The sequence below is a fragment of the Colwellia sp. KS18-150 genome (assembly GCF_057551365.1).
In genome coordinates this window covers 16,565-30,635 of record NZ_BAAJMC010000031.1, presented here as the reverse complement: position 1 = coordinate 30,635, position 14,071 = coordinate 16,565, and the positions used below count along the sequence as shown (strand labels likewise).

Sequence of the window (14,071 nt, the reverse complement as noted above, 5' to 3'; positions counted from 1 at the left end):
ACTGTATTAACTACTTTATCTTTTTAATCAATAACTGAATGAAGTTTAACCTTAAATAAATTACAATGTTATTGAATCAGTATAATTAGCTGATATCGTTTCCTTTTCTCTTTCTGGAATAAGTAAAAAAACAACGTTGAGATAATAGTAAATTATAATTTTGCTTTTTAACTTAATATTTCTACAATCTTATATCAGACTCATCGGTTTCTAATACATATTTTACGTCATATAAGACATGATTACTCTTACCTAATCCTCTAATTCTTTCGACCCCCATATTTTTAAACTCGTCGTGATCAACAGCAAGTATAATACCATCGTATTTATTCTTTTGTAATTTTGAGGTTAATTCTAAGTCGTATTCGTGTTTAACCTCTTCGATATTTGCCCAAGAGTCATAAACATCTACATCCATATTAAAGTCTTTTAATTCTTTTATTATATCGATAATTTTAGTATTTCGAACATCTGGACAATCACCTTTAAAGGTAAACCCTAAAACTAAAACTTTTGCTTCATCGATGTGAATCTTTTGACTAGATAGTTTTTTCACCATTTGAGTTGCAACATAAGCCCCCATCCCATCATTTATTCGACGGCCAGCCAGAATTACTTCTGGTCGATAACCTACTTCTAATGCTTTATGGGTTAAGTAGTATGGATCTACACTAATACAGTGCCCACCAACCAAACCGGGTTTAAAATGTAAAAAGTTCCATTTAGTACCAGCTGCTTTCAACACTTCTTCTGTATCAATATCTAATTTATTAAATATTTTGGCAAACTCATTGATAATTGCAATATTTAAATCTCGCTGAGTATTTTCAATGACTTTTGCAGCTTCTGCTACTTTGATTGAACTCGCTTTATGCGTTCCTGCAGAGATAATTGACATGTATAGTTCATTTACAAAGTCAGCTACTTCTGGAGTAGACCCAGAAGTGATTTTCATGATTTTAGTTAAAGTATTAACCTTATCTCCAGGGTTGATTCGTTCTGGTGAATAACCAGCAAAAAAATCTTGATTAAAAGTAAACCCAGAAGTTTTTTCAATAATAGGTAAACATACTTCTTCTGTCGCGCCAGGGTAAACAGTTGATTCATAAATGACAATATCACCTTTACTTATTACTCGACCTAGCATTGCTGAAGCTTTTTCTAAAGGTGATAAATCTGGAGTACTATTATCATCTATGGGTGTCGGCACGGTAACTATATATATATTGGCACTTTCTAAATAAGAAGCTTCACAAGAAAACTCAAGCTTATCTACCCCAGCTAATTCATCAGAACTAACTTCTAAAGTGCTATCTTTCCCGCTTAGCAATTCCTTAATGCGCTTTTCATTTATATCAAATCCGATAGTGCTGTATTTTTTCCCAAATTCAACAGCTAATGGTAAACCAACATAACCCTGACCTATTATGGCAATTTTTACATTCTCTAGAGATAAATTCATTTTACATACTCGTATATTATTTAACCGAAGTTGATAATTATTTAATTACTAAAGTAATTTTAAATTAACTTACCTTTGAATCATTCAAAATGACTAAATTAGTATTATTTTCAAAACTTGCTAAAGCTAAAGGAAGTGTCAAATAACTGATTTCAATAAAGTCTCTTCTATCCAAAATAGCATTCCGATAGAGAAACCTTATTCTGCTCAGCATTTATTTTATTATTCAGAAATTGTAACTTTAACAGGGCTAAAGTCTTAACCTTGAGACCTTTTTGTTGATAAACTTTAAATTGGTTACCAAAATAAATCGATAACCTTCTTCAAGGACTTTAAAATTTTCAGAATTATACTAGAGTTTATTTTTTAGTACAGCTCTAAGCTTATTAGAAATGAATTTATTTACTAGTCTCGTACATTAACATTATGTAAGTGAGATGCGTCAATCCATCAAAAAACTCTTAATGATGATTCTTCACTACAAAGAACCGTTAATAAATTAGAGTTAAAAATCGTATAAAACAATCTTCTTTAATTCATTTAACTACTCATTAATGAGCCTAGCAATATCATCATATGAGTTATTCTTTGTTAATTTAACTTCTCTTAGAAAAGTAACGAATTAATACAATAAGTATCGATAAAATACCACCAAGAATAGTACCTAAAACCACAATTAAAATGCGCTTAGGACCTGACTTTTGTTCTGGTACTTGTGCTGGATCTACCGTTTTTAACACGTATTCTGCTTTTACTTGTGTCAACATCATATTTTTAGTTTGCTCTTCAATAAGCTGATAAAAAACGGTTTCCATACTGGCAACTTGAATTTTTTCAAGTTGATTCGTCAAGTAATTAATTGAGTCTTGCGCTTCTTTTTGATCTTGTGCGCGCATAAATTCGTTAATGTCGGCGATTAACCAAGCTAACCACTGCTGTGCCATAGCCGGAGAAAAATATTCAATGTCAATGATTATCATTGACGTGGTTTTATCTTGAGACACATTTAATATGTTTGAAAATTCTGTATATGCTTCCCAAGAAGAAGGGATTGTTTTTTTAGGAGGACTCACTTCTCTAATCCATTGTTTTAATGATTGATCATATAGTTCATCATTCAAGAGTAAAGCATCAGATTCCATATCCCATTTTTCAGCCGCCATCAGCGGTACTAATAAATCATGTTTAGCAATGAAAGTTTCAATAAAAGAACGTGATTTGATTATTTCAAGTGCCAGTGCCGTTTTGTCACCACCACCACCGCCTAAATTAATACCGGCCATGCTAGCTAAACCGCCAAATTGTCCTGCAAGAGCACCTAACCCAGCTGTACCACTGTCTGCAGATACAGGAGCTAACATTGCAGAAGCTTTGTAAACATTAGGTTTAGATAGTGCAAAGAAAATAGAAGCAACCGCAAATATTGTGCTAATAGCAATTATAGTGAACTTTCCTGCCCAAATAGCTCTCCATAATTCAGCTAAGTCGATTTCATCATCCTGTTGCTGATTGTGTTGTATTTGAGCGAAAAGAGCTTGCTGTTGCAATAAAGCGGCGTTAGCTGAAGAAAGGTTGTTTTTACCCATTCCTTGTGTGTTATTGTTATCCATATTTCTACTATAGTTTTCTTCTATTTTTTTAGACACTTAATTTCACACCAATCAAAAGCTAATTATATTCGTTTGGGCTTGATTTAAGACCTTACAAAAGTTGCAATATTATAAAGGGGTTGCTTTGTTGATGTAAAGGGTAGAGCCCCCTATCATTTGAAATGATTATTAAAATAAGTTTTTCTTAAGAGGTTTAATAAATAATGAAAAACAAGTTAGCTATATAAATAGTCTATAATATCAAACCTAACAGAGTACCTACTCGTTCAAATAAAACTATATTTTTTTCAACATGTCACAATACGATAATTAGATCTGAACATATAATGACGTTTCTTAGTACTTAATGAAAAAATAATTAAACAAATAGAAAGTAAAATTAATAAAAAGCCATTAGGTTCATTTATTGGTAATGCACTTTCAATATTATGGATAAAACTCTGACCGTTATTAGTTGTATTCATGCTGTTAAGTTGTGGAGTTGCCCAGGTAAAATCTTGATATCGCTCTCCTTGCCCTTTTAACTGTAATGAATAGCCAACAGGAGTATTATTTGCCTCTACAACACCGATGTCAGAGCTTAGTAAGCCTTCAGCAATACCGCTAGTAGCAGTAAAGCTTCCTTCATACGAAATAAATTGAATTATATTGTCATAGGAGTCGGCTAGCACTATTCCATCTGGTGAGCCATTTTGTATACCTGCGATATGAACTGACGTAAAGCCAAAACCATTACTTGAATTATCAATCGTCAAGTCGCTGAAGGTGTAGTTTTTATAGTCAGTACCATTACTACCATTGTAAAAATGCAATGACCAACCTGATAAGTTAATTCCTGAAACTCCTGCTAATTCAATAAATTCATCTTGATCTGCGCCACTATTGTCGTAGTGAAACTCATTGATAAATACATTAGGTAGAGGACTTGCTTCAACTAATATAGGCGTAAATACATGAATAAATAAGCCGAGAGATATGATAAACGCAATTGTGTGGTAAATACGTAAAAACCATTTGTATAGCATAGTTAAATCCTTTTATTTGTTAGTACATTACGTTCACTTCATGTGATTACGTTTTCCACAATAAGATTAGACAAGAATTTAAAAATTGCTAATTATTTTTCTGATGTGTATTGATTTACACTTATTCAATGTATCCACTCCTTTGACCAGCTCAGGAAGTACAGTGATTATCAAAGCCTTTAGTGGTGTTCAATAAGGTGGAAGATTAACTATTAATATAGGGAATATATTTAACTAAAACTATGAGAATGAAATCATTTAATGTTCAGAAAAATGATTTCATTCTCTTTTTTGGATTATAAATTATGATAAGCGATTAAATACCACTAATCGCTGCGATGGCAACGGCAGTGTTATACATAATCGTTGTAGCGCTTGTCCATAAAGTTAGGTTATTCATGTATTCTGAATCAAGTGGTACGACAACAGTATCACCTGGTTTCATGCTTGCGCCATTATTGCTAGCAAACCAGTTACCATTTTCCACCATTCTTATACCGCCGTTAGCTGCAATGATATAAATTCTATCTTCATCTGCACGTTTCTTACTACCGCCACTTTGAGCTAAGTAATCTTCAGCAGTTAGACTGGCATCGTATATATGTGATGAGGTTACTTGTACTTGGCCAATAACATTTACAGAGTTTTTAAGTGTTGGCACATATAGAACGTCACCATCTTCGAGCAATACATCATATGCATTATCTTTGACCACTTTAGGCAAATTTAAGACTAAACGTCCAACAGGATTTAACTTGGTCAGATCACTTAACATCTCTTGAACTTCAGCATATGATTGCGAGTAATTTTGATCAGATAATGATTTTGATGCCATTTCGATACGTAAATCACTGGCTAGTTTAAAGAGATTTTGTTGTTCTAACTCTTGCAATTTAACCCGTGTAAAAACCGACCCCTCTTGATGCGCGAAGCTAGTGAAACCGCCTGCTTTAGCTATGAGTTCAGACAAGCTTTCACCACGACGAATGGTATACTTACCAGGAAAAACGAATTCTCCTCTCAGCTCAACAACATGGTTTTCACTCCATGCCGGAATTTGATGGATATTCAATCTATCTTTACTTTGTAGAAGAATATTCTCTTTTTCTTGCCCCTGTAATGCCGCACCTAAATCAACTGATATAGAGCGTTTACTAACAAACTGGCTGCTAACTTGATTTCTTGTTACTTCGGCGCGCGCTAGATAAGCCGATTCATCTAAACCACCGGCGGCAAGAACTAAATCATTAACCCTAGCATTCGTTGCTAAAGGGTAAATACCAGGGAACTTAACTGAACCATCCACTTCGACTAATTGAATGGCTTGACCTGCCCCGCCTTGGCGTTTAAGTTTTTGGATAATAGGTAGTAATAATCGTTGGCGAGAAAATAAGGTTAATTCTTTAACATCAAGTTCTTCTTTCACTTTGCCACCTGACATTTGCGCTATTGATTGGTTAATCAATTTATCAGTTTCTGAAACATCCATTTCGGCAAGTTTCTCTGGATTACCGTATTTAGACCAAAATTGCTTGGTTTTGAACTTATCTTTTGCTAATTGCTGCTCTTTTGTAGACAACTCATCTTGAGTGTAAGCAAGCATATCAAGATTTAAACTACTTTCACTCAACTTATCAACTTGCGAGAAAACTAAAATTTTATCATTGGCTTCTAATACTAAATTATCTGCTGATTCTGGATTTGAAATAGCTTTCGATAATTGAAATTGCAACACTTCAATATTACGTGCTAAATCTATTTCACGAATAATGAGACTGTATTGAAGGTCTGCATTAACTAGAAGATGAGAGCTTACTTCAGGTAATAAATCAGTAACTTTTTGACCTGCCTGCCATTGATATTTACCTGGGCGAGTAATAGCACCAATTAACGTCACTGACTCAGCAAACATATCTGCAGCTTTCATCACTCTAACGGCATCACCTGCTTGCACTTTTGTCGAAAGCTGACTTTTGTCGGTAAAATCAATATTGATCACGCTGCGTAAGTTATTGGTATTATATCGCTCAACTATTGTTGATTTAGCATACGCACTTGGCAACAAACCACCTGCCATATTAATGATATTCTTGAAGTCATCATTTTTTGACAGTTCATAAATAGCTGGACGACGTACTTCACCATCAATAGAAACAGTGTCTCCAACGGGAGCAATAAAAACTACGTCGCCAGATTGTAGTAACACATCATTGCTTGAATCACCTTGGATCAATAAATCATATAAATCTAAACTTTTAATTAGCTTACCAGCACGCTTTAACTGAATATTACGTAAACTACCAATATCACTAATGCCACCTGCAGCAAATATTGCATGAGTGATACTTGACAGCGAACTCAAATTATAAGGTCCAGGTCTGTATGCATCACCTAACACGAATACTCGCATAGAGCGTAAAGAAGCGATACCAACGACGACATCAACACCTATGACTTTTTCTTTAATCTTAGCAATAAGTAAAAGTTTCATTTCGGCATATGAAAGCCCTGCCACAGAAAATGGGCCATGTGTTGGAAATACAATATCTCCTTCACGATTAACTTCTAATTCTAATTCTTGGTTTTCTTTACCAAATACTTGAATTGAAATTTTATCCCCTGGTGCCACCATATAATCAGCAGGTATTGCTATATCCATCGTGGGAGCAAAAGTTTGCGGTGCATTGGCAAAAATATCATAACCAAAAGGTTTTAGTTCTTTTACTTCCTCGAAGTCTTCATCTTCTTCAATTTCATTTTCTTGAATCGGATTACCTTGAGCATCGAATTGAGTTCCTCTAGGATAGCTTGTGGTATTTTCTTGTAGATTAAAAGAAGTACCAGAAGAAGATATTTGTGATTGAATTGCATTAATATCGATTCCCATTGATTGCGCTAACGCTTTTTGTTGAACAGGAGGTAAGCTTTGAAACTGTTCAATTTGCGCTTGGCTAATTTGTGCGGAAAATACAGCCGTGGATAAAGCGAAAAGTACCGCTGGAAAAATGAATGTGGTTAGTATTTTTTTAGTTAAGCTTATCATGAGCGCAAAGAGATTCCTGTCATGCGAATACGCACAGTAACCTGAGCGTAAGTATAATAAATAGTTGTATATGCTATTAATTAGCAACGCCGAAGTTTATCAGTATATTTCTAAGCAAACAATAAGATTTGCTTGTTACAAATGAACCACAATCATAATTAAGCTTAATCAGCATAAATTACGATTAACCCGTTATTTTAAAGTTATAAATTTCTCCTTGGCAGATCAAAGAAAAACTAAACAATCATAAAGCAGAGAAAGACTAAATTTACCACTGATGAAATTGAAGGGGAAAGATTTCGCTACACATAACAAAGCGTCAAGGAGTTTGTTCGCCATTCAAACTTGCCTTTAAATGCTAGCAAAGGTATAACACCACATTGTATACATTTTTTGTGTTTTTATTAGAAGACATTAAAAAGTAAAAAATACAATTAACGCAATGATATATTCATAATAAAAAATATATGAACACTAGGATTATTTTATGACACAAGCTAGTTCGGGCACATTTTTTGGTCAACCCGAAGGCCTCAAAACTTTATTTTTTACGGAAATGTGGGAACGCATGAGTTACTACGGCATGCGTATGTTGTTAGTTTTATTCATGACAGCCACATTACAAGAAGGTGGCTTAGGCTTAACTGTTGCATCTGCAGCAGCGATATATGGCTTATACACAGGTAGCGTATATTTTATGGGCTTACCCGGCGGCTGGATTGCCGATAGATTAATTGGTGGACAAAAAGCGGTTTGGTATGGCGGCTTAATCATCATGGTTGGCCACATTATTCTAGCTATTCCTAATGATCACACGTTTTTTATTGGTTTAGTTTTCGTTATTTTAGGTACTGGTCTACTTAAGCCTAATATCGGTGCTATGGTTGGACAATTATATTCTGACGAAGATAAAAGAAGAGATGGTGGTTATGCCATCTATTATATGGGCATAAATATTGGCTCAGTTATTGGTTATTCCGTTTGTGGTTACTTAATGGAAGATCAAGAAAACTATGGCTGGCATTGGGCATTTGGTGCTGCAGCAGTTGGTATGGCAATAGGCCTTTTCCAATACCGTAGAACAATTGACAAGCTTGAATCCGCAGGTGCAGAGCCTGAATCGCCATTATCAGCTAAAGGCAAAAAAATAAGTTGGTTAGCAATCACAACAATTTTAATTGTTATTGCTGCAGTAATGGCAATGACTATGTCTGGCGCCATTACTATTGACCCTGTTTCTGTTGCTCAATATGTTGCGGTTACTTTTACCTTAGTATTCTTTTTATATTACGGTGCAATTTATTTCGGCGGTAGTTTAACTCCAAGTGAGAAGAAACGTTTATGGGCATTATTGCTTGTTTGTGTTGCATCAGCCTGTTTCTGGTCTGGCTTTGAACAAGCCGGCTCATCAATGAACTTATTTACTCGTGATTACACCGACAGACTAGTAGGCAGTTTTGAAATACCAACAGGTTGGTTCCAATCTCTAAACGCCATCTTTATCGTATTATTGTCACCCTTTTTTGCAGCTCTTTGGATTAACTTAGGTAAACGTTATGTTAGCCCTGCTTACGGTATTAAGTGTGCAATTGGCTTGATCATCATGGCAAGTGGCTTTATCGTAATGTTCTTTGCTGCTCAATATGCTGCTTCAGGTATGAAAGTTGCTCCTTACTGGTTAGTTGCTACCTACTTCTTACATACTGTTGGTGAACTATGTTTAAGCCCAGTTGCATTAAGTGCAGTAAGTAAATTATCTCCTCGTCGTTTTGCTGGTCAAATGATGGGTGTATTTGTATTAACTTATTCAATAGGTAATATTATTTCAGGCTTATTAGCCGGTAACTTCGATCCTAACCGTGTAGACCAACTTCCTAATTTATATATTCAAATTAGCTTATTCAGCATTGGTATTGGTATTGTAATTTTACTTATTGCTTTTAGAAGCCGTTTTTGGGAAAGTTTAGCCGAAGACGAAGCTAACGAAACAGCTAAAGTTACAGCAACTGCTTAACTTATCGCTAATTGAGCGGTGAACAGTTAGTGTTCACCGCATCTCATTTGTTTTATTGATACCTATCATAGATGAATAATTCAACCATCAGTCGTCAAACTCTCAGAGCTGATACTCGAAAACAAAGAAACTCATTAAGTGATGATTTTCAAAAACAAGCCTCACTACTTCTCGTTGATCAATTAAAATCCCACTCTTTACTCTGCAATGCTAACAATATTGCCATTTATCTCGCTAACGACAGTGAGCTTGACCCTTCATTATTGATAAAGTGGTGCTGGCAGCATGATATAAAAACCTATTTACCTGTTATTCACCCTTTTAATAAAGGTCAGTTATTATTTTTGCATTACCATGCACATAGTGAAATGCACGTAAACCGATATGGAATCTTAGAGCCTAAGCTCAATGTAAACGACGTATTACCCAGCTCAGAATTGGACATTATTTTCACTCCATTGGTTGCTTTTACTCATTTAGGAGAGCGTTTAGGTATGGGAGGCGGGTACTACGATAGAACTTTGGCCACTTGGTTTACTAAATCCAAACAATCATCAAAGAAAGCATCTAATAATAACTCATTTATTAAACCTTATCCGATTGGTTTAGCGCACGATTGTCAGCTTGTTAAAACGATACCTACCGAACACTGGGATATACCTATTCCTGAAATAATCACCCCCACTAAGCACTATCAATTTTTATAATTTGCACTTTTTAAACATCCTCTTTAATTTAATTGTTTTATCTCTCATATATTCACTCAGTTTTCACTGCTATAATATCGGCAAAATAGTATTGGAAGTATAGAAATGACTCAAGATGAAATGAAAAAAGCTGCGGCAATCAAAGCCTTAGACTTTATTGAAAATGACACTATCGTTGGTGTAGGAACAGGCTCTACCGTTAATCATTTTATTGATGCTTTAGCTACAATAAAAAATAACATTATCGGTGCTGTTTCTAGCTCTGAAGAGTCAACAAAGCGTTTACAGTCACACGGCATTGAAGTATTTGATTTAAACAATGTTGATGAATTAGCCGTTTATATTGATGGCGCTGATGAAATCACTGAGCATATGAGTATGATCAAAGGTGGCGGCGCCGCGTTAACGCGTGAAAAAATTGTCGCTGCTGTTGCTAAAAAATTCATTTGTATTGCGGATAGCTCTAAACAAGTAGCAATACTCGGTGACTTCCCATTACCTGTTGAAGTTATACCTATGGCGCGTAGTTATGTCGCACGTGAAATTGTAAAACTTGGCGGCGACCCAACTTATCGTCAAGGAGTCATTACTGACAACGGTAATGTTATTCTTGATATTCATAATCTAAATATCCTCGACCCTAAAAAGCTAGAAACTGACATTAATAATATTGTCGGTGTTGTCACCAATGGCTTGTTTGCTGAGCGTGGCGCAGATATTTTTATAATGGGTAGTGAAGATGGCGCAAAAGTAATCCAATAAAGACATCCATGCTATGTCACTTAAGTTGTAAAATTAGCCAAATAAGTGCTTTAGAGTTGTTACACTATATGTTATCTTATCGAAATTATAGATATCTAGCCGTCTAAACCATTTAACAGACTAAACAAAGATTAATAATTAACGTTATAAGCGAAGCCAAAACTTATGAGCACAAATCAGAATTCATTAGCAAAAGACAAAATTAAAATTTTATTACTTGAAGGGGTTCATCAAAGCGCCCTTGAAGAGTTAAGATCTAAAGGTTATTCAAATATAGAGTACCTTAAAACGTCCTTATCTGACGCTGATTTAATTGAAAAAATTGCTGACGTACATTTTATTGGTATTCGTTCACGTACCCAATTAACGGAAGCAGTATTAAGCCATGCGAAAAAGCTTGTCGCAATCGGCTGTTTCTGTATTGGTACTAACCAAGTCAACATCACTGCAGCTCAAAAATTGGGTGTGCCGGTATTTAATGCTCCTTTTTCAAACACTCGCTCAGTTGCTGAGTTAGTATTAGGCGAAACCTTACTACTTTTACGTGGTATCCCTGAAAAAAGTGCTAAAGCGCATCGTGGTGAATGGTTTAAGTCAGCACTTGGCTCGGTAGAAGCTCGTGGTAAAACTTTAGGTATTATCGGTTATGGTCACATCGGTATGCAACTAGGTATTTTGGCAGAAACGTTAGGCATGCGAGTACGTTTTTATGATATTGAAACTAAACTGCCTTTAGGGAACGCAAGTCAAGCGCCTTCATTAAATGCCTTATTAGGTGAAGCAGACGTTGTTAGTTTACATGTTCCTGAAACACCACAAACACAAGAAATGATTGGTGCTGCAGAGTTTTCAGCAATGAAAACTGGTGCTATATTCATTAACGCATCACGTGGTACTGTCGTTGATATCCCAGCGCTCGCTGAAGCCTTAACAGATAAGAAAGTTGCCGGCGCTGCAATCGATGTTTTCCCAGTAGAGCCTAAAGGAAATGACGATGAATTTATTTCTGAGCTGCGCGGTTTTGATAATGTTATTTTAACGCCTCATATTGGTGGCAGCACCAAAGAAGCTCAAGAAAACATCGGCTTAGAAGTAGCAAGTAAATTAGCTAAATACTCTGATAATGGTTCAAGTTTATCTGCCGTTAACTTCCCTGAAGTATCATTACCTGAGCATGTGAATACTAGCCGACTGCTGCATATTCACCACAACCAACCAGGTGTGCTAACACAAATCAACCAAGCTTTTGCTGAGCATAGCATTAACATTGCTGCCCAATATTTACAAACTGACGATAAAATTGGTTATGTTGTTATTGATATTGAGTCTGAAGATAGCGAACAAGCTTTGAAATCATTAAAAGCGGTTAATGGCACTATACGCGCAAGAATATTACACTAGTTAATTAAAATAATATTTTGCAAAAAAAGAGAGCTTAAGCTCTCTTTTTTTATATGTACATAAAGCGCGAATAAATTCCCGCCTAATTTTAATTAATAACTACAGCTGAGCATCGTGCTGATTTTCAGGTAAGGCTAACTGAAATGCTTCCAGTTTATTACAGTTTTCAACGACACGTTTGATATAGGGATAAGCACTCATATCAACATTAAATCTATCTGCATTATATACCTGTGCCACTAAGCAAATGTCCGCAACCGTTACTTGATCTTCAAAGCAGTAACACCCTGCACTCTTAACTAGCTGTTTTTCAATAGCATGAAAGCCAATCGTCATCCAATGATCAATCCATTGAGATTTTGCTTGAGCATCTACTTTCAAGTCAGACGTTAAGTATTGCTGTACTCGTAAATTATTTAAAGGGTGAATTTCACAAGCAATATCTAACGCCAATGCCTGTACTGTCGCTTTTATTTTAGGGTCATCCGGGTATAAAGATAAACCAGAATAATTTGCTTCCAAATAATCAATTATTGCTAATGATTGATTAAGTGTTAGTGTGCCATCAACTAAAGTTGGAACTAAGTGATTAGGGTTAATAGCATCATATTTAGCTTGATGCTGCTCTCCGCCTTTTTTCACTAAATGCACTGATTCACTTTCAAAAGCAATGCCTTTTAGATGTAAAGCAATTCTCACCCGATATGCAGCTGTAGAGCGCCAATAACCGTATAGTTTCATGTGTAAACCTTTATTATTGTTATAATAACAGTCCATTCCTTTAGACAAGCGACTGCGTCATTCTTAGCTTAAAGGGTCAAAAAGGTTACCCTTTATATTCAACTACTGTTTGCTCGATAGTGCCAAAAATACTTAAGCCATCAGCATCAAACATTTCAATGCGAACCTGATCTCCAAAACTCATAAAGTCGGTAGATGGTTTACCATCAGCGATAATTTCTAGCATACGCTTTTCTGCTAAACAGCTAGAACCCGCTGAGCGGTCGTAATTTGAAATAGTACCAGAGCCAACAATACACCCTGCGGACAAAGGACGTGTTTTTGCAGCATGAGCGACAATAGTAGGAAAATCGAAGGTCATATCGACACCACAATTTGGTTGACCGAATAACTCATCATTTAAATGTGTCGTTAATGGTAGATGTAATTTCGCGCCATCCCATGCTTGCCCTAATTCATCCGGGGTGATCGCTACAGGAGAAAAGGCACTAGACGGTTTTGAGGCAAAAAAACCAAAACCTTTAGCAAGTTCACCAGGAATTAAATTGCGTAACGAAACATCATTAACCAGCATAAGAAGTTTAATATGAGATGCAGCTTGCTCAGCAGACGCCCCCATAGGCACATCATCAGTTATGATTGCTACTTCTGACTCAAAATCGATACCATAATCTGTAGAAGCGACTTTAATATCATCACGCGGACCAATAAAAGCATCTGAGCCACCTTGATACATCAAAGGATCTGTCCAGAATGTTTCAGGCATTTCAGCGTTTCTCGCTTTACGTACCAATTCAACATGATTTACATAAGCACTTCCATCAGCCCACTGATATGCACGTGGTAATGGTGATTCACAATGGCTTTGATCGAAGTTAAGAGTATCTGAGATCTCGCCAGCATTTAATGATTGATAAACCTGAGCAAGTTTAGGCGATAATTCCTGCCAGTTATCTAATGCTTGCTGTAATGTCTGGGCAATATCAGCCACAACAACTGCTTTATCAAGAGCACGACTAACAACAACTAATTGTCCATCGCGAGTATTATTTTTTAATGTAGCTAATTTCATGAAAAAAACCTTATCAATCTTTGCACAATCACTTTGTACAAAAAGGTGTATTACTAGGAAGATGATAAGATTTTACGAACAATTTGGGCTTTGCGACAAGTTATTGGCAAATAGAGGCTATTGTGTTGCGGAAGAAATTCTTTACATGAATTTTTCCACTTCCTTTGATAAGCTCAGAACGAGCGGTGTTAATACCGGCATTCTTAACTTATCAAAGAAAATGTCATAGGCAGT

At 35.8% G+C, this 14,071-nt stretch carries 10 protein-coding genes; 4 read left to right on the top strand and 6 right to left on the bottom strand.

Annotated elements, in window-relative coordinates; all coding sequences use genetic code 11:
* Window positions 1–181 precede the first annotated feature (181 nt).
* The 4 genes from tviB to AC27IF_RS19480 all read right to left on the bottom strand — a co-directional run bounded on the left by tviB (window position 182) and on the right by AC27IF_RS19480 (window position 7,140).
* Window positions 182–1,462 carry a Vi polysaccharide biosynthesis UDP-N-acetylglucosamine C-6 dehydrogenase TviB gene (gene tviB / locus AC27IF_RS19495; RefSeq protein ID WP_487056025.1) on the bottom strand — a complete coding sequence of 427 codons (1,281 nt, stop codon included), beginning with the start codon at window positions 1,460–1,462 and terminating at the stop codon, window positions 182–184.
* A gap of 596 nt (window positions 1,463–2,058) precedes the next feature.
* Window positions 2,059–3,108, bottom strand: a complete 1,050-nt coding sequence (locus tag AC27IF_RS19490; RefSeq protein ID WP_487056024.1) for a Wzz/FepE/Etk N-terminal domain-containing protein — start codon at window positions 3,106–3,108, stop codon at window positions 2,059–2,061.
* A 251-nt stretch (window positions 3,109–3,359) separates the two neighbouring features.
* Entirely contained in the window at window positions 3,360–4,097 is a 738-nt protein-coding gene (locus AC27IF_RS19485) for a lamin tail domain-containing protein (protein ID WP_487056023.1), read from the bottom strand.
* A gap of 316 nt (window positions 4,098–4,413) precedes the next feature.
* Window positions 4,414–7,140, bottom strand: a complete 2,727-nt coding sequence (locus tag AC27IF_RS19480) for an SLBB domain-containing protein (RefSeq protein ID WP_487056022.1) — start codon at window positions 7,138–7,140, stop codon at window positions 4,414–4,416.
* 487 nt (window positions 7,141–7,627) lie between these two features.
* On the opposite strand from AC27IF_RS19480, the gene AC27IF_RS19475 reads away from it, so the two are divergent.
* The 4 genes from AC27IF_RS19475 (at window position 7,628) to serA (ending at window position 12,024) form a co-directional block, all read left to right on the top strand.
* Entirely contained in the window at window positions 7,628–9,154 is a 1,527-nt protein-coding gene (locus AC27IF_RS19475) for a peptide MFS transporter (protein ID WP_487056021.1), read from the top strand.
* Between the two features lie 71 nt (window positions 9,155–9,225).
* Complete coding sequence (locus AC27IF_RS19470) at window positions 9,226–9,861, top strand: 5-formyltetrahydrofolate cyclo-ligase (RefSeq protein WP_487056020.1); 636 nt, start codon at window positions 9,226–9,228, stop codon at window positions 9,859–9,861.
* Between the two features lie 105 nt (window positions 9,862–9,966).
* Complete coding sequence (rpiA, locus tag AC27IF_RS19465; protein WP_487056019.1) at window positions 9,967–10,623, top strand: ribose-5-phosphate isomerase RpiA; 657 nt, start codon at window positions 9,967–9,969, stop codon at window positions 10,621–10,623.
* Between the two features lie 165 nt (window positions 10,624–10,788).
* Window positions 10,789–12,024, top strand: a complete 1,236-nt coding sequence (serA, locus tag AC27IF_RS19460) for a phosphoglycerate dehydrogenase (protein WP_487056018.1) — start codon at window positions 10,789–10,791, stop codon at window positions 12,022–12,024.
* A 99-nt stretch (window positions 12,025–12,123) separates the two neighbouring features.
* Here the strand turns inward: serA and maiA are convergent, their stop codons facing one another.
* Together maiA and AC27IF_RS19450 are read right to left on the bottom strand one after the other, a co-directional pair.
* Window positions 12,124–12,765: a maleylacetoacetate isomerase gene (gene maiA, locus AC27IF_RS19455; protein ID WP_487056017.1), complete on the bottom strand. Its 642-nt coding sequence runs from the start codon at window positions 12,763–12,765 to the stop codon at window positions 12,124–12,126.
* Window positions 12,766–12,850: 85 nt separating this feature from the next.
* Window positions 12,851–13,837 (bottom strand): fumarylacetoacetate hydrolase family protein, encoded by a 987-nt coding sequence (locus tag AC27IF_RS19450; protein ID WP_487056016.1) that lies wholly within the window; start codon window positions 13,835–13,837, stop codon window positions 12,851–12,853.
* Window positions 13,838–14,071 lie beyond the last annotated feature (234 nt).